This window comes from Tsuneonella sp. CC-YZS046 (assembly GCF_035581365.1).
Taxonomy (GTDB): domain Bacteria; phylum Pseudomonadota; class Alphaproteobacteria; order Sphingomonadales; family Sphingomonadaceae; genus JAWKXU01.
Genome location: NZ_CP141590.1, coordinates 3,227,231 through 3,244,593 on the forward strand (window position 1 = coordinate 3,227,231; position 17,363 = coordinate 3,244,593).

Below are 17,363 nucleotides of genomic sequence, written 5' to 3' on the forward strand. Positions count from 1 at the left end.
TTTCGACGTCAGCGGATGAAACGCTTCACGTAATCGCGACCGAGCCCGACCTTCTCGAAGTGCTTTGCAGCCTGTTCGATGCGGGTGAACACATCGGCATAGCCAGTCGTATTGCCGTTTTCGTCGAGTTCGACCAGGGTTCCGCCGATCCAGAAGAGCGTTTCCGAGCCGCCGGGCAATCCGATCAGGGTGTGAATATCGCCTGGCGGTTCCAGCAGATAATCGCCTGCATTGGCAATCCAGTCCCGCTCCGCATAGCGCCATTGCCCGGACAGGACGTAAGCGTGGACGGGGCAGGGGTGGGCATGGCGGCTGATGAAGCCTTCCCGTTCCAGCTTGGTGACGTTCACCCACGCCCCCGCAACGGTATCGAACAGCAGAGGGCGCATCCACACGCCGTCCATGGCGGCGGGAACCCATTCCCGCACGTCGTTGCTGAGCGCTTTTTCGAGTAGCTCCGGGGGGCTGAACGGACTGACTGCAAGGCTGGCCATCATTTTTCCTTCGGAAGGGCATAGGCACGGAAGGTTCGGCCCAGAGGCATGGATTGAGAGGTGACGTGACCGCTGGCGGCAACCACGACGAATTGACGCCCGCTCTCGGGACCGAGATAGGTCATCGGGTTCGCGTTGCCGGAAGCGGGCATGCGGGTGGACCAGAGTTCCTTTCCGGTCGCGGTGTCGAAGGCGCGGAAGGTTCGTTCCTTCTGCGCGCCGAAGAAGGTCAGGCCGCCGCGCGTGACAAGCGATCCGCCGAAGCCGGGCATGCCCATGCGGATCGGCAGCCCGACCTTGAGGCCAAGCGGGCCGCTGTCGCGCGTGGTGCCCACCGGACGCTGCCAGAGAATCTTCTGCGTATCCATGTCGACCGCGGTCATCCGGCCATAGGGCGGCGCATGGCATAGCGTGTTGAGCGGCGAGGTGAAGCCCCGGACGCGGGCGCCGTAGGGCGTTCCGGCCATGGGCAGCGGAGCCGCGGCCAGGGCAAGGTCGTGGCTGTCGCCCGCCTTGCCTGCGGCTTCGATCAGCCGGTCGGCTTCCGCCCGCGGAACCAGCGACAGCAGCGTCGCATAATAGAGCGAGTTGACGATCATGATCCGGCGGTCGGGATCATAGGAGACTCCGCCCCAGTTCATGCCGCCGCCGATGCTGGGATAGACGATGGCCTCGTCCAGCCCCGGAGGAGTCACCGGCCCGTCATATCGCAGACGCTTGAACCAGATCCGGCAGAACAGCTGGTCGATGGGGGTGATGCCCCACATGTCCTTTTCGGTCAGGCGATCCCCGGCGAAGCTGGGCATGCCGGTCGAGAAGGGCTGGGTCGGCGCGAGGCGGTCTTCGGGCACCTTGCCCCTTTGCGGCGCGGGCTTCTCGACAACCTCGGTGAGGGGCTGGCCGGTCCGGCGATCCAGCACGAACAATTCGCCGCGCTTGGTCGCCTGCGCCAGGGCCGGGATCGGCCCGTCCTTGCCGGGGAAGCTGAACAGCGTGGGCTGGGATGCGACGTCATAGTCCCAAAGGTCGTGATGCGCGGTCTGGAAATGCCATTTCGGTTCCCCCGTCTGCGCATCCAGCGCCACGACTGCGCTGCCGTAGGTTTCGCTCGCCTGCGACCTGTAGCCGCCGAAATAGTCGGGAGCGGGATTGCCGGTGGGCACATAGACGAGGCCAAGCTCCTCGTCCGCGCTCATCGGCGCCCAGCTGTTGGGAGTCGAGCGGGTATACCATTGGCCCGGCGGCGGGCCGCTCCGGTTGGCCGGATTGCCGGCGTCCCATGCCCAGCGCAGCTTGCCGGTTTCCGCATCGAAGCCGCGGATGACGCCGGACGGCTGATCGGCGCTCAGATTGTCGGCCACCCAGCCGCCGACGACGATGATGCCTTGCACGATCGTTGGCGCCGAAGAGATATGGTAATATCCCGGCAGCACTTCGCCCATGCCTTCCTTGAGGTCGACGATGCCGTTGTCGCCAAAGCCCGGGCAGGGCTTACCGGTCGCGCTGTCGAGCGCGATCAACTGCGCGCCGAAGGTGCCGGTGATGATCCGGCGGGCGCAGAAGGGAACCGCGCCGGGCGCGGCGGCAGATGCAGCGCCAGCGCCTTGCGGCTGAGCGGGAGTGGCTGCCTTGCTTTCGTAATAGGTCACGCCGCGGCAGGTGCGCACGGCGGTGCCTCCGGTCGGGTCGACCTTGGGGTCGAAGCGCCAGAGTTCCTTGCCGGTTTCGGGGTCGAGCGCGAAGACGACGTTGGTCTGCGTGCAGAGGTAAAGCCGGCCATCCACCATCAGCGGGGTGGCCTGGAGCGGACTGGGCGCGGCATCGGTCATCGGATCGTAGCCGGTATCGAATTCCCAGGCGAGTTCGAGCTTGTCGACATTGGCCGGGGTGATCTGCGTGAGCGGGGAGAAATGCGTCCCCGCATTGTCCCTGGCCCAAGCGCTCCATTCATTGTCGTTGCCGGGCGTCTGCGCCGTGCGCAGCTGGGGCGTCTTGTCCGCGGCCACTTCCATCGGCGAGCGCAGGGCCGCGCCGAACACCAGCAGGAAGCCCAGCAGGCCGGCCGCCGCCGCCGCCCATCCGCCCTTGCCGATCTGCCTCCTCACCCCCGGCAATGCGAAGAACAGGCCGAACAGGGCGGGGCCGATGATGCGCGCGGTCAGCGGCCAGCCATCCAGGCCGACTTCCCACAGCGCCCACAAGGCGGTGACGATCAGGAAGGCGGCATAGAGCCAGCCCGCGCGGGAGTTGGAACGCCACAGCCAGAATCCGGACAGCGCCACGGCCGCGCCGCCCAGAAGATAATAGGGCGAGCCGCCCAGCACGATAAGCCATGCTCCGCCCAATCCGACGATCAGGCCGATAATGAGCAGGATGGTTGCCAGAAACCGTGATGCGAACTTCGCCATTTTCTTCCTCTCCCTCTGCGCTTGGGTGTAGAAAGACAGGAAAGGCAGGTCAAACCGAATCAAAAGTCTTTCGGCTTTACCCGGCCCAGCCGTGCAATTACGGCAGGCTGGAAATGGCGTTTTCGATGCGGGGAGAAGGATGGACATAGTCAGGACAGAAGAATTCGGCGCCTTGCGCCTCGATCTGCTGGCTTCCGGAGTGGGCCTGGCGACATTCAGCCGGCCGCCGGTGAATGCGGTATCCCTGTCGGTTTACGAGAATATCGGCGATCTCAGCGAACGCGTGGCCGGGGATCCGGCGATCAGGGTGCTGGTTCTGACCGCCCCGGAGGAGGCGCGCGCATGGTGTGGCGGCGCCGACCTTAACGACTTCGTCGGGATGGATACCGCCAGGCGCAAGGAACGCTATCGTTACATCAACGAAAAGCTCCCTTCATTCTATTATCTGGACCGGCCGGTCATCGCCGCGGTGAATGGGCCGGCCATCGGCATAGGGATGATCCTGTCCGGGCTATGCGACATGCGGGTTGCGTGGGAAGGCGCGAAATTCTCCTGCCCCGAGATCGACTATGGCCTGGTCTGCGGCGGTGCCGGCCTGTTCTCGATGCTCAAGATGCCGGAAGCGAAGATGCGGGAGATCCTCTTCACCGGCCAGAAGTATACGGCGCGCGAATTGGAGCCGACAGGCTTCTTCAATTATGTGGTCCCTCGCGAGGAGGTGCTGCCCAAGGCCCTGCAACTGGCGGAGGCCATAGCGGCCAAGAGCCTTCCTTCGATCCAGGCTCGCAAGATCGCCTCGTCGCGACTCGAGGGAATGAGCTGGATGGAAGCCTATCTCGATGCGCAGTCGCTTTCCGCCGATCTGGTGGCCACTCGAGATAGCCAGGAAGGCGTTACCGCGTTCCTGCAGGGCCGTTCTCCAAAGTTCAGCGATGACTGAATTTCCGGATCCCGGCGGCATTTGGCGCTTGCCATTCAAAAAGCCGATGTTATTTCGAAAACGCGGGTTGACTCGAAATGGCGTCATTCCTATTCGGACGCTCGACTTAATCTGTGCCGGCGGGCTTCTCCCTCCGGTTTTCACGTGCCGCTCCAAATTTGGAGAGAAGTTTGGAGAGGGTGTTTTTCAGGAAGGTTGGCCATGAACATGACTGAGCCGGCAACGAAGGGGGATGCATCATGAGCATGCCTCGCGTTGGTATTGTTTCGACGTCGATGACCCAGCTACGTCCCGCATGGGATAGCGCCCAGCATATCGACCTCATTTCCGCGGTCGTTACGGATGTGTTCAAGGGCACCGGCCTGACGCTGGACGATGTGGATTTCATCATCGATTCCGGCAGTGACGTGCTTGATGGCCGTTCGATCTCGAACTGCGGCTTCCTGGGTGCGCTTGGCGCGCATCACAAGGAGGAAGCCCGTGTCGAGGAAGATGGGCTGTGGGGTGCGCTCTATGGCGTCAACAAGCTTCGCGCCGGCTCGTCCATCGGCCTGATCGTTGCTTATACCAAGCCTTCGGAATCGGACATCAGCCTTTATTGGTCGTCCATGGTGGAGCCGTTCTACCAGCGGCCCGTCGGCTTCAATCAGCATGTTGCCCTCGGCATCCAGGCGCAGCGCTATCTCGATGCCAGCGGCATCAAGGATCGCGATCTCGCCGATGTCGTGGCGAAGCGCTGGGCCGCGGCTGCCGAAGGTGGCCAGGTCGCGTTCGACAGCATTCCCGATGCCGATGCTGTGTTGGCCTCCGGCGAGGGTGCCGCGCCTTTGACCGAACTGATGATCTCGCGCCCGGTGGACGGTGCCGTGGCGGTTCTCCTCAGCACCGAGGAGATCGCTCGCCGGCTGGGTCGCCCGCCCGTATTCATCACCGGGATGGGCACCGCGATGGACACCCATTCCTTTGCCGCCCGTGGCGCCGACAAGCTTCAATCGGTCGCCAATGCGTCGGCGATGGCGTCGGCCAAGGCCGGCTGGAATGCGGCCGAGGCGGATGTGGTCGAGGTCAGCGGCAGTTCGGTCGTCGGCGAACTGCTGGCGCTGGAAGGCATCGGCGTCGCCAAGGCGGGCAAGGGGCTTGATGCCGCGCTGTCCGATAAGGTCAACCGTTCCGGCGGCGCGCTGCCGGCCGATCCGGTGCTGGCTACGGGTCTTGCGCGTCTGGCGGCTGCGGCCGACCAGCTTTTGCAACCGCAGTCCGCCGCCGCCGCGCCGAGCCGCGCTGTCGTCCACGGCACCGGAGGTGTCGCGATGCAGACCAACTGCGTCTTTACTCTCGAGGTTTGATCATGGGCCGTGAAGTAGGAATTGTAGGCGTCGGACAGACGCATCACGCACGCCGCCGGACCGATGTCAGCCAGGCTGGTCTCGTCCGCGAGGCGGTGGATCGTGCCTTGGCCGACGCCAAGCTGTCGATGGACGAGATCGACACGGTCGTCGTCGCCACCGGCCCGGTGCTGTTCGCCGCGGTGAACCAGCCGGAAAAGTGGGTGGTCGATGCGATCGGCGCCCAGGGCAAGTCGGTCGTGCGCCTCACCAGCGGTGGCGGCGCGGGCTTTGCCGGCGCTCTTGCCGGCTATTACCAGGTCGCCGGCGGCTATTCGGAGCGCACGCTCGTGGTTGCGTATGACAAGCTGTCGGAAGGCCAGCTTCAGTACTCGATCTCGACGCTTTACGACCCGTTCTGGGGCCGTGAGTTCGCGGTCGGCATCATGGGCTTCTCCGCCGCTTACTGGCGCGCGCGCATGGATGTGCTGGGTCACACGGAAGAAGCCGCGGCGATGGTCGCGGCGAAGAACCGCAAGAACGCCATCAACAACCCCTATGCGCATGTGAAGAAGGAAGTGAGCGTCGAGGACGTGCTCAATTCCAGGCCGCTGTGCTGGCCGATCAAGCTGCTCGACGTGCCGCCGATTTCCGACGGCGCTGCCGCCATCGTTCTCGCCAACGAGAAGGTTGCGCACCATTCGACCACCACGCCGGCATGGATTCGCGGCATTGCCTATTGCTGCGAAGCAGACAATGCTCCGGAACGGTCGCTGATGCTGTCGGAGCCGCTCGCAATCGCTTCGAAGCGCGTCTATCGCGCCGCTGGCATCACCAATCCGCGCCGCCAGTTCGACGTGGTCGAGGTGCAGGAGCCTTATAGCTGCTTCGAGCTCAACTATTACGAAAGCCTTGGCTTATGCCCTCCGGGCCAAGCGGCTGAGTTGGTCGCTTCCGGCGCGACCCAGGTCGATGGCGACATTCCCGTCAATCCTTCGGGCGGTTGCATGGGCGCCAACCCGATCGGCGCGGTTGGCGTTATCCGGCTGATCGAGGGAGCGACCCAGGTCATGGGCCGCAACGAGAGCCATCAGATCAAGGGCGCCAAGACCGCACTCGTCCAGTCGGGCGGCGGCTGGGCCAACCTGCGCGGCTGTGCCGTGCTGAGCGCTTAAGGAGAACGACAGATGTACTCCGCACCAGAAGCTTACCCGCTCGATCTTCCGACCTTCCACAGCCAGATCAGCATGCCTTACACGCTGACTCCTGGCCGGGCGGCCGGAACGTTCCTGGCCGAAATGCCGAACCGCCGCATCGTTGGTTCGCGCTTCCCAGATGGCAAGGTCGTCGCTCCGGCGCAGGACTTTTCGCCTTACAACAGCGACGAGCCGGAAGCGCTCGTCCAGGTTCCGGAAACCGGTGTTCTCACTGCCTTCACCCGCGTGAAGGGCGAGGTTATCGGTTTGATCCGCCTCGACGGCTGCGACAACGAATTCCCGCACAAGATCCTTGCGGATCTGGGCGATTTGTCGGTCGGCCAGCGCGTCGCGGCGAAGTGGAGCGATGATGACCAGGGCAACTCGATCCTCGCGATCGCGGGCTTCGTTCCGTCGGCAGATGCACCGGTCGGCGCGGTCAAGGATCTTGCCGATCCGGCCGAACCGCTCGGCGTCATCGATTATTCGATGACTCTCGATTACGAGCATTCCTACGGCCCCTATTACGGCCGCATGTTCGACGAGATCCGCGAGCATGGCCGCGTGATGGGCGTGCGTACCTCGAATGGCGACGATGCGCTGCTGCCGCCGCGCGAGGTCGACGATGTGACGCACAAACGCACCGGCACCTGGAAGGCTTGCGCCGACACCGGTACGATCCGTGCATGCTCGATCATCAATATGGAAGTTTTCGGCCAGACCCGGCAAGTGCCGTATGTCTATGCCGAAATCGTTCTGGATGGGGCGTCTACCCGCATGATCCACGTGGTCGAGATCGATGACCTCGAGACCGCCAAGCAGAAGATCAAGCCCGGCACCCGTGTCCGTGCGATCTGGACGCAGGGTGAGCGCAAGGGCAGTGTCGCCGATATCGAGCGCTTCGAAGTCATCGAAGATTGAAAGCAAATGCCCCGCGCCCGGAAACAGGTGCGGGGCAACGGTTGGGTAGGTTGAGGATGTTCGAGGTTCATTCGCTCAGGATTGGTGAACTCTATCTGCCGCAAGGCGGGAAGATTCATCGCGACCCCGTTCATGTCTGGCTGGTGACGGATGGCAGGCAGCATTTCCTGGTCGACAGCGGGATGACCGATATCGCGCGGATCGAGGAAATGCTGAAGGTGAGCGGCTGGGGCGGCGGCCATGCGGCGCTGCGCGCGCGACTTGCCGAACATGGGCTGACGCCGGACGATATCAGCCATCTCATCCTCACCCACATGCATTTCGACCATGCCGACAACACCGACCTGTTCCCCAACTCCTGCGTCGTCGTGCAGCGCGAGGAACTGTTCCATGCGATCGATCCGACGCCGAGCCAGCGGCCCTTTTTCAAGGGCCACATCATGGCCGAGCTTCTGAGCCGGAAGCGCCCGAAGGGCCTGCGGCTGGTCGATGGCGATTTCGATTTGGTGGAAGGCATCCAGGTGCTCCACGTCCCTTCGCATACGCCGGGCATGCAGGTTCCGATCGTGACCACCGCCAAGGGCAAGGTCGCTCTCGTGTCCGATCTGGGGGATCATTACAAATACTGGTATCCCGCCGATCCGCGGGCCACGGACAAGCCGACCCGCTATCTTTCCGACACGTTCCTGCCCGGCCCCATCCGCTCGGAAAGCGAGCGTGACTGGGCCGCCGCGATGCAGCGCGTGATGGACCATACCGATATCGTCGTGCCCGCGCATGATTTCCGCATTCCGACGCATATGCCGGAGGACTGGTGGGCGATCCCGGATTCGACCGAAGGGGATATCGCGTTCGTGCCGCCGCAGCAGTCCGACGCAATCGCATTCTGAATATCGCCCGCGCCATGCGCGGGCCGCCGAAGGAGCATGACCTTGGATTTCGAAACGATCATTTACGAGCTGGACAAGCATGTCGCGACGATCACGCTGAACCGGCCTGAGGCGCTGAACAGCACCAATGACCAGATGTACAAGGAACTGAACTACCTGATTGGCGAAATCGCTGCCAATCCGGAAGTGCGTTGCGTGATCCTGACCGGCTCGGGCCGGGGCTTCTGCGCCGGCGCGGACGTGCGCGGCATGGACCCGAACATGAAGCTGCTGGCCCGCCGCGCGCGCCATCGCGGCATCCTGCGCAATGTGCTGCGTCCGCTGTTCGAGCTGGAAAAGCCGGTGATCGGCGCGGTGAACGGCGTTGCCGTGGGCGCGGGCTTCAATATCGCGCTGGCCTGCGATTTCATCGTTTCCAGCGACAAGGCGATGTATAGCCAGATCTTCACCAAGATGGGCCTCGTTCCCGATCTCGGCGGGCTTTACTTCCTCACCCGCATCGTCGGCGTCAACAAGGCGAAGGAGCTGTGCTTCACCGCCAAGAAGATCAGCGCTCAGGAAGCCTATGATCTCGGCATCGTGAACCATGTCGTTCCGCATGACGATCTGCTGGCCGAGGCGCGCAAGATCGCAGAGGACATCGCCGCCGGCCCGCCGGTCGCGCTGGCCATGATCAAGACCCTGCTCAACAAGTCCGCGGATTCCACGCTCGATCAGATGCTCGAATACGAAGGCTATGCGCAGACGCTGGCCTACACCACGCCGGATCATGCCGAAGGCGTCGCCGCCTTCCGTGAAAAGCGCGCCCCGGAATTCGGAAAGGAATAGGGCGGCCCCATGGACTTCAACTATTCCGAGGAAGAGCAGCGCTTCCGCAGCGAGGTTCGTGCGTGGCTGGCCGATGCCTTGCCGAAGGGCTGGGGCAAGACGGTTTTCGAGCCGGAAGACGAGGACGAACGCGCCCATTTCCGCATCGACTGGGAGCGCAAGCTCTATGAAGGCGGGTGGAGCGGCATCAGCTGGCCCAAGAAATATGGCGGCCGTGGCGCGACCCTGGTCGAACAGGGCATCTTCGCGGAAGAACTGGCCCGTGCCCAGGCCCCGGAAGGCATCAACGTGATCGGCCGTAATCTGGCGGCCACCACGCTGATGCACCATGGTTCGGAAGCGCAGCGCGAACGCTACCTGCCAAAGATTCTCTCCGCCGATGAAATCTGGTGCCAGGGCTTCTCCGAACCGAATGCCGGTTCCGATCTTGCCTCCTCGCGCTGCCGGGCCGATCTCGACGGCGATGAGTTCGTCATCAACGGGCAGAAAATCTGGACCAGCTTCGCCCAATATTCCCAATGGTGCATCCTGTTGGCGCGGACCGATCAGAGCGCCCCGAAGCACAAGGGACTGAGCTTCTTCCTGGTCGACATGAGCACGCCGGGGATCACCATCCGTCCGCTCACCCAGATTTCGGGTGAGAAGGAATTCAACGAAACCTTCTTCGAGAATGTCCGCATCCCGAAGGAAAACCTCGTCGGCGAATTGAACGATGGCTGGCGGATCGCAATGACCACGCTGTCTTACGAGCGTGGCGCGGAAGATGCGCTCGCCCGGCAGATCCGCTTCAAGCAGGAGCTTGACCTGCTGATCGAAACCGCCGGCGAGGTCGAGCTTGGCGAGGGGAAGGCGATTGACAATCCCGCCGTTCGTCAGCGCCTGGCCCAATCCATCGTCGATCTCGAATTGATGCGGATGAACTGCCTGCGGGAGTTCAGCAAGGCGATCAAGGGCGAGAAGCCCGGCCCCGAAAGCTCGATGATGAAGCTCTACTGGAGCCATGTGGCGCAGGACATGGCCGATATGTCTATCGAGATTCTCGGGCCGGAGGGTCTGCTCATGCAGGGAGACGAGGATGCGCTGGCTCGCGGGCGCTTCCCGATGAGCTGCCTGCAGAGCCGCGCCTTCACGATCTATTCCGGCACGTCCGAGATCCAGCGCAACATCATCGCCGAGCGCGTGCTCGGTCTGCCGAAGTAGGGCCGTCATGAATTTCGACTTCAACGAAGAACAATACATGTTCCAGGAGACGGTTCGTGAGAGCCTCTCCGCCGAATATCCGATCGACCTTCTTCGCGACGGTGGCGATCCGGTGGCGCTTGAAGCGGAGCTGTGGCCGAAGCTGGCCGAGCTGGGTCTGTTCGGCCTGCTGGTTCCCGAAGAGCAGGGCGGCCTTGGCCTGACCACGGTCGATCTGGCACTGATCGCCGAGGAATTCGGCGCTGCGCTGGTTCCCTTGACGGTGACCGACACCATCGCGGCCAGCCTCGTCATCGCCAAATTCGGCGACGATGCGCAGAAGGCGAAGTGGCTGGAGGACCTTTCCACAGGCGGCCTCCGCGTGGCGTTCGCGGTCTATGAGAAGGACGGCGGCTATGCGGCTGAGGGTTTCGCCTCGGCGCTGACTGCCGACAACCGCCTCAATGGCAGGAAGCTGCTGGTGGCGGGCGCCGATCGCGCCGATCTGCTGCTGGTGATCGCCAGAGACGCCACTGGCGAGCTAGTCCTGCTGGTTGTGGACCGCGAGCGGGCCGGTATATCCGTTTCTCGCGAAGAGGCACTGGATATCAGCGGCGATTACTACAGCATCGGCTTCGATAATGTCGCGATTGCCGAGGAAGATATTCTTGGCTCCGCCAGCGCGGCGAATGTAGCTTATGTGTTGGATCTGCTGGCGACGATCGCCTCGCTCGGCATGGTCGGCATCGGCGGCAGGCTGCTCGATGTCACGCTCGGCTATGTGAAGGAACGCGTGCAGTTCGGCCAGCCGATCGGGGCGTTCCAGGCGATCAAGCATCGTTGCGCCGATATGGCGGTCGATCTGAATACGGCCCGTTCCGGCGCTTATTACGCTGCCTGGGCAATGGCCTCGGCCGATGTGGACGAGCGTGAGCGCGCGGTGTCGATGGCCAAGTCAAAGGCCAACCGGATGGCCGTGCATGTGATGCGCGAGGCGATCCAGCTGCATGGCGGCATGGGCTACACCTGGGAAATGGCGCTGCATTTCCATTATCGCCGGGGCCGTCTGCTCGGCACGCTTTACGGATCGACCGAGTATCATCAGGAACGCGTGCTGGCGGGCACCGTCGCCTTGCTGGCGGCGGAGCAGTAATCCATGAAGATGAAGGCGATCCGACTTTCGGAATTCGGCGGACCTTCCGTCCTGCATCAGGTGGAAGTCCCGGTTCCGGAATTCACCGCGGATCAGATGCTGGTTCGCGTGGCTGGTTGCGGCGTATGCGGACACGATCTGCTCAACCGGGCGGGCCATTTCTCCACCACCCAATTGCCTTGCGTGATGGGGCATGAAGTTGCCGGGGAAGTGGTCGAGGTCGGATCGCTCATCACCAGGTTCAAGGTCGGCGACCGGGTCGCGATGATCCAGCGGATCGGTTGCGGCACCTGCATTCCCTGCCGCAATGGGCAGGAGAATATCTGCGTTTCAGGCGCCGGATTCTATGGCGAGCAGATCTCGGGCGGCTATGGCGAATATGTCATCGCTTCGGAGCGCAATACGTTGCATCTGCCGGAGGAAATCCCGCTCGATGTCGCTCCTGTGCTCAGCTGCGCCATCGGCACGGGCTATCATGCGCTGCGCCGGGCTGCGTTGCCGATCGGAAGCACGGTGCTGATTACCGGGGCTTCCGGCGGTGTAGGCATCCATGCGGTGCGCCTTGCTGCGCTTGGCGGCCTGCGCGTTGTCGCTGCAACGACGTCGCCCGCGAAAGCTCAGCAATTGAAGGACGCCGGTGCCGATCACGTGGTGGTCGCAGGCGGGGGCGGCTTCCACAAGGAACTGCGCGACTGGACCGATGGCATCGGCGTGGATGGCGTGCTCGAGATCGCTGGCGCCGCGACCTTCCCGTCGAGCGTGCGCTCGATCCGGGCCGGCGGCCGCATGGTGGTGGTGGGCACGATGGAGCCGGGCAACTGGCCGTTCAATCCCGCGCTTTCGATCCTCAAGGAACTGGAGTTCATCGGCAGCGCCCACGCGACGCTGAACGATTTGCGCAAGATCATCCAGATTGTGGCCGATGGGAAGATCACGCCGGAAATCGGCCGGGTCATGCCGGTCAGCGAAGCGGCTGAAGCACATCGCGCGATGGAAGCAAAAGAAATCACTGGTCGTGTCGTGCTGATGCACGATCACGCCATGGCGAATTGAGATAGAGAGGATTTTCGATGCAGATCGGTTCGATCATCCGCCGGGCAGCTCTCCAATACAAGGATGCGCCTTGCATTACCGAAGGCGACCGCACTCTCAGTTTCCGTGACTTCGATGCGGCGACCGATCGTCTCGGCAATGCGCTGATCGCCAAGGGCCTCAATCCGGGCGACCGGGTTGCGGTGCTGCTGCCCAATTCCACGGAATGCCTGATCGCCTATTATGCGATCCTCAAGGCCGGGCTGGTGCGCGTTCAGCTCAATGTGAAGGAAACGCTCGACACCCATCTGCACAAGCTCGAAGCCTCGCAATCGCGCTGTGTGATCCACGACGGGATCGAAGGGCTGGATACGGAAATCCAGATCCAGCTTCCCGAACTGCTGGACATGATCGCCAAGGGCGAGAACAAGCCCTGCGCGGTGGACCGCGATCTGGATGCGCCGCTGCGCTTCGCGTTCACCGGCGGGACCACGGGCAAGTCCAAGGTGGTTGTGCTCACAACCCGCACCGATCTGGTCGAAATCAATGTCTTCCTGGCCGATCTCATTCCCGAGCTGGCCGAAGGGGAAATCTTCCTGCACGGGGCGCCGATCGCCCATGCCGGGGGAGCCTATTTCCTGCCCTCGATCATTCGCGGCGTACATTCGGTCATGATGACCAAATTCGACACGACCGAATATCTCCAGCTGGCGGAGCAGACCCGGGCGTCCTATTCCTTCCTGGTGCCGACCATGCTGGCCATGCTGCTGGACGATCCGGTCTGCAACCAGGTGAAGACCAGCTTCAAGATCATTTCCTACGGCGGCTCCTCCATTTCGCCCAATGTGATGAAGCGGGGCGAGGAGCGCTTCGGCCGCGTGTTCGCGCAATGCTATGGCCAGGCCGAAAGCCCGATGGCGATCACCTATCTGCGCCCGGAACATCACGACCGCGTGGGTTCCTGCGGACGTCCGTTCTCGGTGGTCGAGGTGGCGATCTTCGACGACGAGGACAATCCGCTGCCGCCGGGCGAGCGTGGCGAGATCGTCTGCCGCGGCCCGCAGACCATGGCGGGATACTGGCAGATGCCGGAAAAGACCGCCGAGGCCTTTCGCAATGGCTGGCTCCACACCGGCGACATCGGCATCATGGACGAGGACGGCTTCTTCTACATCGTCGATCGCAAGAACGACATGCTGATCTCGGGCGGCTACAATATCTACCCGCGCGAGGTCGAGGACGGCCTGATGGATTATCCCGGCGTCTCCGAAGTGGCGGTGGTCGGCCTGCCGGACGAGAAATGGGGCGATCGCGTGGTGGCGGTGGTCGCCGGAACCGGCGATCTCGATCCGGAGGCGATCATGGAATTCGCGCGTGGGAAGCTTTCGAGCGTGAAGCGCCCGAAGGAAATCCACGTGTGGGACGAATTGCCCAAGAGCGGCGCGAACAAGATTCTGCGCCGTTCGGTGCGTGACAAATTGCTGGAAGCGGCAAAGTAATCTGCTGGCTGATTATCGGCTGGCTTGGGATTCAATTTTCGGGAGCGAGTGACAGGTGTCTGACAACTCAAAAGACGTAGTGGCGATTGTCGATTTGTTCGAACAATCCGATTGGGACGAATTGCACATCGAACTGGACGGGTTGCACCTGTTCCTTTCGCGCCGCGCCGATGCGCAGCTGACCTCGGGCATCGGCGGCGGTCTTGCCGCTGCTCCGGCGGCTGTCGCTGCGCCTGCCGCCGCTGCTCCGGCGGCCCCGGCCGCAGCGCCCGCCGCTTCGGCTCCCGCTGCAAGCGCGCCGGCTGCGGACAGCATTCCGGCCAATTGGGTGGCGGTCACTGCGCCGAACCTCGGCACTTTCTACCGCGCGCCGAAGCCGGGCGCCGCGCCCTTCGTGGAAATCGGCCAGCAGGTCACGGAAGACACCGAAATCTGCCTGCTCGAGGTGATGAAGCTCTTCACCGCGGTGAAGGCTGGCGTTTCCGGCAAGGTCGTGCAGGTTTGCGTCAACGATGCCGACATGGTCGAGCACGGACAGCCGCTGTTCTACGTCGAAAAGGCCTGACTCGTGGCGATCAAACGCCTTTTTGTCGCCAATCGGGGCGAAATCGCGGTTCGCGTTCTGCGCACCGCGAAGGCGCTTGGCATCGAGACGGTGATCGGGGTTTCCGCCGCCGATAAGGACAGCATGGGCGCGCACATGGCCGATCGAGCGGTCGTGCTTGGCCCGGCGCCGTCGACCAAGAGCTATCTCGATGTGAACCTGGTGGTCCATGCCGCCGTTGCGACGGGATGCGATGCCTTGCATCCGGGCTACGGCTTCCTGTCGGAAAAGCCGGAGCTTGCCCGGCTCTGCGAGCAGGAAGGGATCGTCTTTGTCGGCCCTCGGCCGGATTCCATCGAAATTCTGGGCGACAAGATCTCATCGCGTGAACTGGCGGCCGAGGCCAATGTGCAGACCGTGCCCGGGACGGATCATATCCGCACCGTGGAGGAAGCGAAGCAGGCAGCGGAAAAGCTCGGCTATCCGGTGGTCATGAAGGCGACTGCCGGCGGCGGCGGTCGCGGCATGTTCAAGGCGGTTTCGCCGGAAGAACTGGAAGCCTCGTTCGAGCGTGCCTCTCGCGAAGCGGAGAGCGCCTTTGGCGACAATCGCCTCTATATGGAACGTTTCGTCGAACGGGCGCGCCATGTGGAAGTGCAGATCGTCGGCGATGGCGAAGGCAATGTCGTCCATTTCGGCGAGCGGGACTGCACCGTCCAGCGCCGTTATCAGAAGCTGATCGAGGAAGCGCCGGCCACGGCGGTGCCGGACGATGTCCGCAAGCGGCTGCATGAATCCGCGGTGCGCCTGACCTCGACCGCGAAATATCGCAATGCCGGCACGGTCGAGTTCCTCTACGACGTTGATCGCAACGATTTCTACTTCATCGAGGTCAATTCGCGCATCCAGGTCGAGCACCCGGTGACGGAAGAGATCACCGGGCGTGATCTGATCGCTTGCCAGCTTCGCGTAGCGGGCGGCGAAGGAATCGGCATCACCCAGGACGAAGTGGAAGTTCGGGGCCATGCCATCGAATGCCGGATCAATGCCGAGGATGCGCAGCGCGATTTCGCACCGTCACCCGGGCGGATCACCAAATGGAATCCGCCGCAGGGTGAGGGCATCCGCCTGGATAGCCATGCCGGGCAGGGTTATCTCGTTCCGCCCTTCTACGATTCCATGATTGGCAAGCTGATCGTGTATGGGAAGGACCGCAACGAAGCGATCGACAAGCTGATCGCGGCGATCAATGCATTCGAGCTGGAAGGGATCAAGACCACGATGCCGCTTGCGGCGTTCATCGTCGATCATCCCGATTTCCGGAACAACCAGATCACAACCCGCTGGGCCGAAGACAAGTGCCTGCCGGACTTTGACAAGAAGATGGGAAGCTGAGCCGATGGCCCATATCGAATTTCTCGACGAAACCATGCGTGACGGGCAGCAGAGCCTGTGGGGCCTGCGGATGCAGGCCGGGATGGCGCTGCCGGTATCTCCGCTGATCGACAGGACCGGGTTCAAGATCATCGACCTGACCGGCGGCGGCATGATGGACGTGCTGATCCGCTACTGCCAGGAAGATTACTGGTCGGGCCTGGACCTGCTGGTCGCGTCGATGCCCAACACGCCGGTCCGCGCGGGCCTGCGCGCCAATGCCAACGTCACCTTCGGCATCACGCCGCCGGCGCTGATGGACCTGTGGGTGCGCCGCCTGTGCGCGCATGGCGTGCGCTCGTTCTGGCTGTATGACGTGCTGCTGGGCACCGACAATATGCGCCGGCTGGCCAAGGAAGCGAAGGCTGCGAACGGGGCGCAGGTCGCTGGCGCGATCATGTTCGCGCTTTCGCCGGTCCACACCGATGAATATTTCATCGAGAAGGCCGGGATACTGGCTTCGGACCCCAACATCGACTCCATCCTGCTCTACGACACGGCGGGCGTTCTGGAGCGGGAGCGGCTGTCGACGCTGGTTCCGGCGCTGGTGAAGGTGGCCAACGGCAAGCCGATCGAGATGCATTCGAACAACCTGCTGGGAATGTCGGCCAAGGCCTATCTTGATGCGATCGATTTCGGGGTGTCGGTGATCCACACCGCCAGCCGGCCGATGGCCAATGGTCCCTCGGTGCCCTCGACCGAGATCATGGCCAAGAACGTCCAGCTCAAGGGCCATACCCATAATCTGGACGAATCGCTGTTCAAGCCGGTGGCCGATCATTTCGAGGCGGTCGGCAAGGCGGCGGGCTTCCTGGTGAACCAGTATGCCGAATATGATGTCTTCTCGATCGAGCACCAGATCCCTGGCGGGATGATGGGCACGTTCAAGGCGCAGCTGGCCAATCACAACATGATGGACAAGCTGGACGAGGTTCTGGACGAGGTTGCGGCGGTGCGCCGCGATCTTGGCTATCCGGGGATGGCGACGCCGTTCAGCCAGCTTGTCGGCATTCAGGCGGTGCTCAATGTGGTGACGGGCAAGCGCTATGGGACGGTACCGGACGAAGTGATCCAGTATGCCGCGGAATATTACGGCAAGCCCGTCGCGCCGGTGGACCCGGAAGTGATGGACAAGATCATGTCGTCGAGCCGGGCCAAGGACGTGCTGGCCAATCCGCCGGAAGAGCCGACGCTGGAAGAGCTGAAGAAGCGTTACGGCACCGAGGACGAGGACGAGCTGATCTATCGCGCCTTCCTGCCCGATGCCGACGTGGCGAAGATGCGTGCGGCCGGTCCGATCAAGACCACCTATCCGCTGCTGTCGACGCCGGAGCTGGAGCAGGCGCGCAAGCTGATGAAGATCGCCAACATGCCGGTGATCGAGGTGAAATCCTCCACCCTCAACATGACCCTGCGCAAATACGGTTGATGCGTTCCGCTCCGAAAGGAGCGGACGACGGAAACGAGAAGGGCGGTGTTCCATTCCGGAGCACCGCCCTTCTGCTTTTCAATATGCTTCA

At 62.9% G+C, this 17,363-nt stretch carries 15 protein-coding genes; 13 read left to right on the forward strand and 2 right to left on the reverse strand.

Annotated elements, in window-relative coordinates; all coding sequences use genetic code 11:
• Positions 1 to 8: 8 nt before the first annotated feature.
• Together U8326_RS15745 and U8326_RS15750 are read right to left on the reverse strand one after the other, a co-directional pair.
• Positions 9 to 497, reverse strand: coding sequence for a 2,4'-dihydroxyacetophenone dioxygenase family protein (locus U8326_RS15745; RefSeq protein ID WP_324741432.1), 489 nt, complete (start codon positions 495 to 497; stop codon positions 9 to 11).
• Entirely contained in the window at positions 494 to 2,902 is a 2,409-nt protein-coding gene (locus U8326_RS15750) for a membrane-bound PQQ-dependent dehydrogenase, glucose/quinate/shikimate family (RefSeq protein WP_324741434.1), read from the reverse strand. Before U8326_RS15750 ends, U8326_RS15745 begins: the two co-directional genes overlap by 4 nt.
• A gap of 139 nt (positions 2,903 to 3,041) precedes the next feature.
• Here U8326_RS15750 and U8326_RS15755 point away from each other — a divergent pair, with 139 nt between their 5' ends.
• The 13 genes from U8326_RS15755 to U8326_RS15815 all read left to right on the forward strand — a co-directional run bounded on the left by U8326_RS15755 (position 3,042) and on the right by U8326_RS15815 (position 17,272).
• The gene (locus U8326_RS15755) at positions 3,042 to 3,842 is read left to right on the forward strand and encodes an enoyl-CoA hydratase/isomerase family protein (protein ID WP_324741438.1); all 801 of its coding nucleotides are present in this window, start codon (positions 3,042 to 3,044) and stop codon (positions 3,840 to 3,842) included.
• A gap of 275 nt (positions 3,843 to 4,117) precedes the next feature.
• Positions 4,118 to 5,188 (forward strand): thiolase C-terminal domain-containing protein, encoded by a 1,071-nt coding sequence (locus U8326_RS15760; protein ID WP_324741440.1) that lies wholly within the window; start codon positions 4,118 to 4,120, stop codon positions 5,186 to 5,188.
• Between the two features lie 2 nt (positions 5,189 to 5,190).
• Complete coding sequence (locus tag U8326_RS15765) at positions 5,191 to 6,342, forward strand: thiolase C-terminal domain-containing protein (protein ID WP_324741442.1); 1,152 nt, start codon at positions 5,191 to 5,193, stop codon at positions 6,340 to 6,342.
• 12 nt (positions 6,343 to 6,354) lie between these two features.
• Complete coding sequence (locus tag U8326_RS15770) at positions 6,355 to 7,284, forward strand: Zn-ribbon domain-containing OB-fold protein (RefSeq protein ID WP_324741443.1); 930 nt, start codon at positions 6,355 to 6,357, stop codon at positions 7,282 to 7,284.
• 56 nt (positions 7,285 to 7,340) lie between these two features.
• Complete coding sequence (locus U8326_RS15775) at positions 7,341 to 8,174, forward strand: N-acyl homoserine lactonase family protein (RefSeq protein ID WP_324741444.1); 834 nt, start codon at positions 7,341 to 7,343, stop codon at positions 8,172 to 8,174.
• A gap of 36 nt (positions 8,175 to 8,210) precedes the next feature.
• Positions 8,211 to 9,002 (forward strand): enoyl-CoA hydratase, encoded by a 792-nt coding sequence (locus U8326_RS15780; protein WP_324741445.1) that lies wholly within the window; start codon positions 8,211 to 8,213, stop codon positions 9,000 to 9,002.
• 9 nt (positions 9,003 to 9,011) lie between these two features.
• On the forward strand, positions 9,012 to 10,202 hold the full coding sequence (locus tag U8326_RS15785) for an acyl-CoA dehydrogenase (RefSeq protein WP_324741446.1): 1,191 nt from the start codon (positions 9,012 to 9,014) through the stop codon (positions 10,200 to 10,202).
• Between the two features lie 7 nt (positions 10,203 to 10,209).
• A complete protein-coding gene (locus U8326_RS15790; protein ID WP_324741448.1) occupies positions 10,210 to 11,334 on the forward strand; it encodes an acyl-CoA dehydrogenase family protein in 1,125 nt (374 codons plus the stop codon).
• Positions 11,335 to 11,343: 9 nt separating this feature from the next.
• Positions 11,344 to 12,387, forward strand: a complete 1,044-nt coding sequence (locus U8326_RS15795; RefSeq protein WP_324741450.1) for an alcohol dehydrogenase catalytic domain-containing protein — start codon at positions 11,344 to 11,346, stop codon at positions 12,385 to 12,387.
• Between the two features lie 17 nt (positions 12,388 to 12,404).
• Positions 12,405 to 13,865 (forward strand): class I adenylate-forming enzyme family protein, encoded by a 1,461-nt coding sequence (locus U8326_RS15800; RefSeq protein WP_324741453.1) that lies wholly within the window; start codon positions 12,405 to 12,407, stop codon positions 13,863 to 13,865.
• A 55-nt stretch (positions 13,866 to 13,920) separates the two neighbouring features.
• Positions 13,921 to 14,430, forward strand: coding sequence for an acetyl-CoA carboxylase biotin carboxyl carrier protein (gene accB / locus U8326_RS15805; RefSeq protein ID WP_324741455.1), 510 nt, complete (start codon positions 13,921 to 13,923; stop codon positions 14,428 to 14,430).
• Positions 14,431 to 14,433: 3 nt separating this feature from the next.
• Entirely contained in the window at positions 14,434 to 15,804 is a 1,371-nt protein-coding gene (locus U8326_RS15810; protein ID WP_324741456.1) for an acetyl-CoA carboxylase biotin carboxylase subunit, read from the forward strand.
• Positions 15,805 to 15,808: 4 nt separating this feature from the next.
• Complete coding sequence (locus U8326_RS15815) at positions 15,809 to 17,272, forward strand: pyruvate carboxylase (protein ID WP_324741457.1); 1,464 nt, start codon at positions 15,809 to 15,811, stop codon at positions 17,270 to 17,272.
• Positions 17,273 to 17,363 lie beyond the last annotated feature (91 nt).

Excerpts from the sequence above, each read along its gene's own strand:
- U8326_RS15785 (WP_324741446.1), top strand. The coding sequence starts at position 9,012 with ATGGACTTCAACTATTCCGAGGAAGAGCAGCGCTTCCGCAGCGAGGTT.
- U8326_RS15775 (WP_324741444.1), top strand. The coding sequence starts at position 7,341 with ATGTTCGAGGTTCATTCGCTCAGGATTGGTGAACTCTATCTGCCGCAA.
- U8326_RS15790 (WP_324741448.1), top strand. The coding sequence starts at position 10,210 with ATGAATTTCGACTTCAACGAAGAACAATACATGTTCCAGGAGACGGTT.
- U8326_RS15780 (WP_324741445.1), top strand. The coding sequence starts at position 8,211 with ATGACCTTGGATTTCGAAACGATCATTTACGAGCTGGACAAGCATGTC.
- U8326_RS15800 (WP_324741453.1), top strand. The coding sequence starts at position 12,405 with ATGCAGATCGGTTCGATCATCCGCCGGGCAGCTCTCCAATACAAGGAT.
- U8326_RS15745 (WP_324741432.1), bottom strand. The coding sequence starts at position 497 with ATGATGGCCAGCCTTGCAGTCAGTCCGTTCAGCCCCCCGGAGCTACTC.
- U8326_RS15815 (WP_324741457.1), top strand. The coding sequence starts at position 15,809 with ATGGCCCATATCGAATTTCTCGACGAAACCATGCGTGACGGGCAGCAG.
- U8326_RS15770 (WP_324741443.1), top strand. The coding sequence starts at position 6,355 with ATGTACTCCGCACCAGAAGCTTACCCGCTCGATCTTCCGACCTTCCAC.
- U8326_RS15750 (WP_324741434.1), bottom strand. The coding sequence starts at position 2,902 with ATGGCGAAGTTCGCATCACGGTTTCTGGCAACCATCCTGCTCATTATC.
- U8326_RS15795 (WP_324741450.1), top strand. The coding sequence starts at position 11,344 with ATGAAGGCGATCCGACTTTCGGAATTCGGCGGACCTTCCGTCCTGCAT.
- U8326_RS15760 (WP_324741440.1), top strand. The coding sequence starts at position 4,118 with ATGACCCAGCTACGTCCCGCATGGGATAGCGCCCAGCATATCGACCTC.
- U8326_RS15755 (WP_324741438.1), top strand. The coding sequence starts at position 3,042 with ATGGACATAGTCAGGACAGAAGAATTCGGCGCCTTGCGCCTCGATCTG.
- U8326_RS15765 (WP_324741442.1), top strand. The coding sequence starts at position 5,191 with ATGGGCCGTGAAGTAGGAATTGTAGGCGTCGGACAGACGCATCACGCA.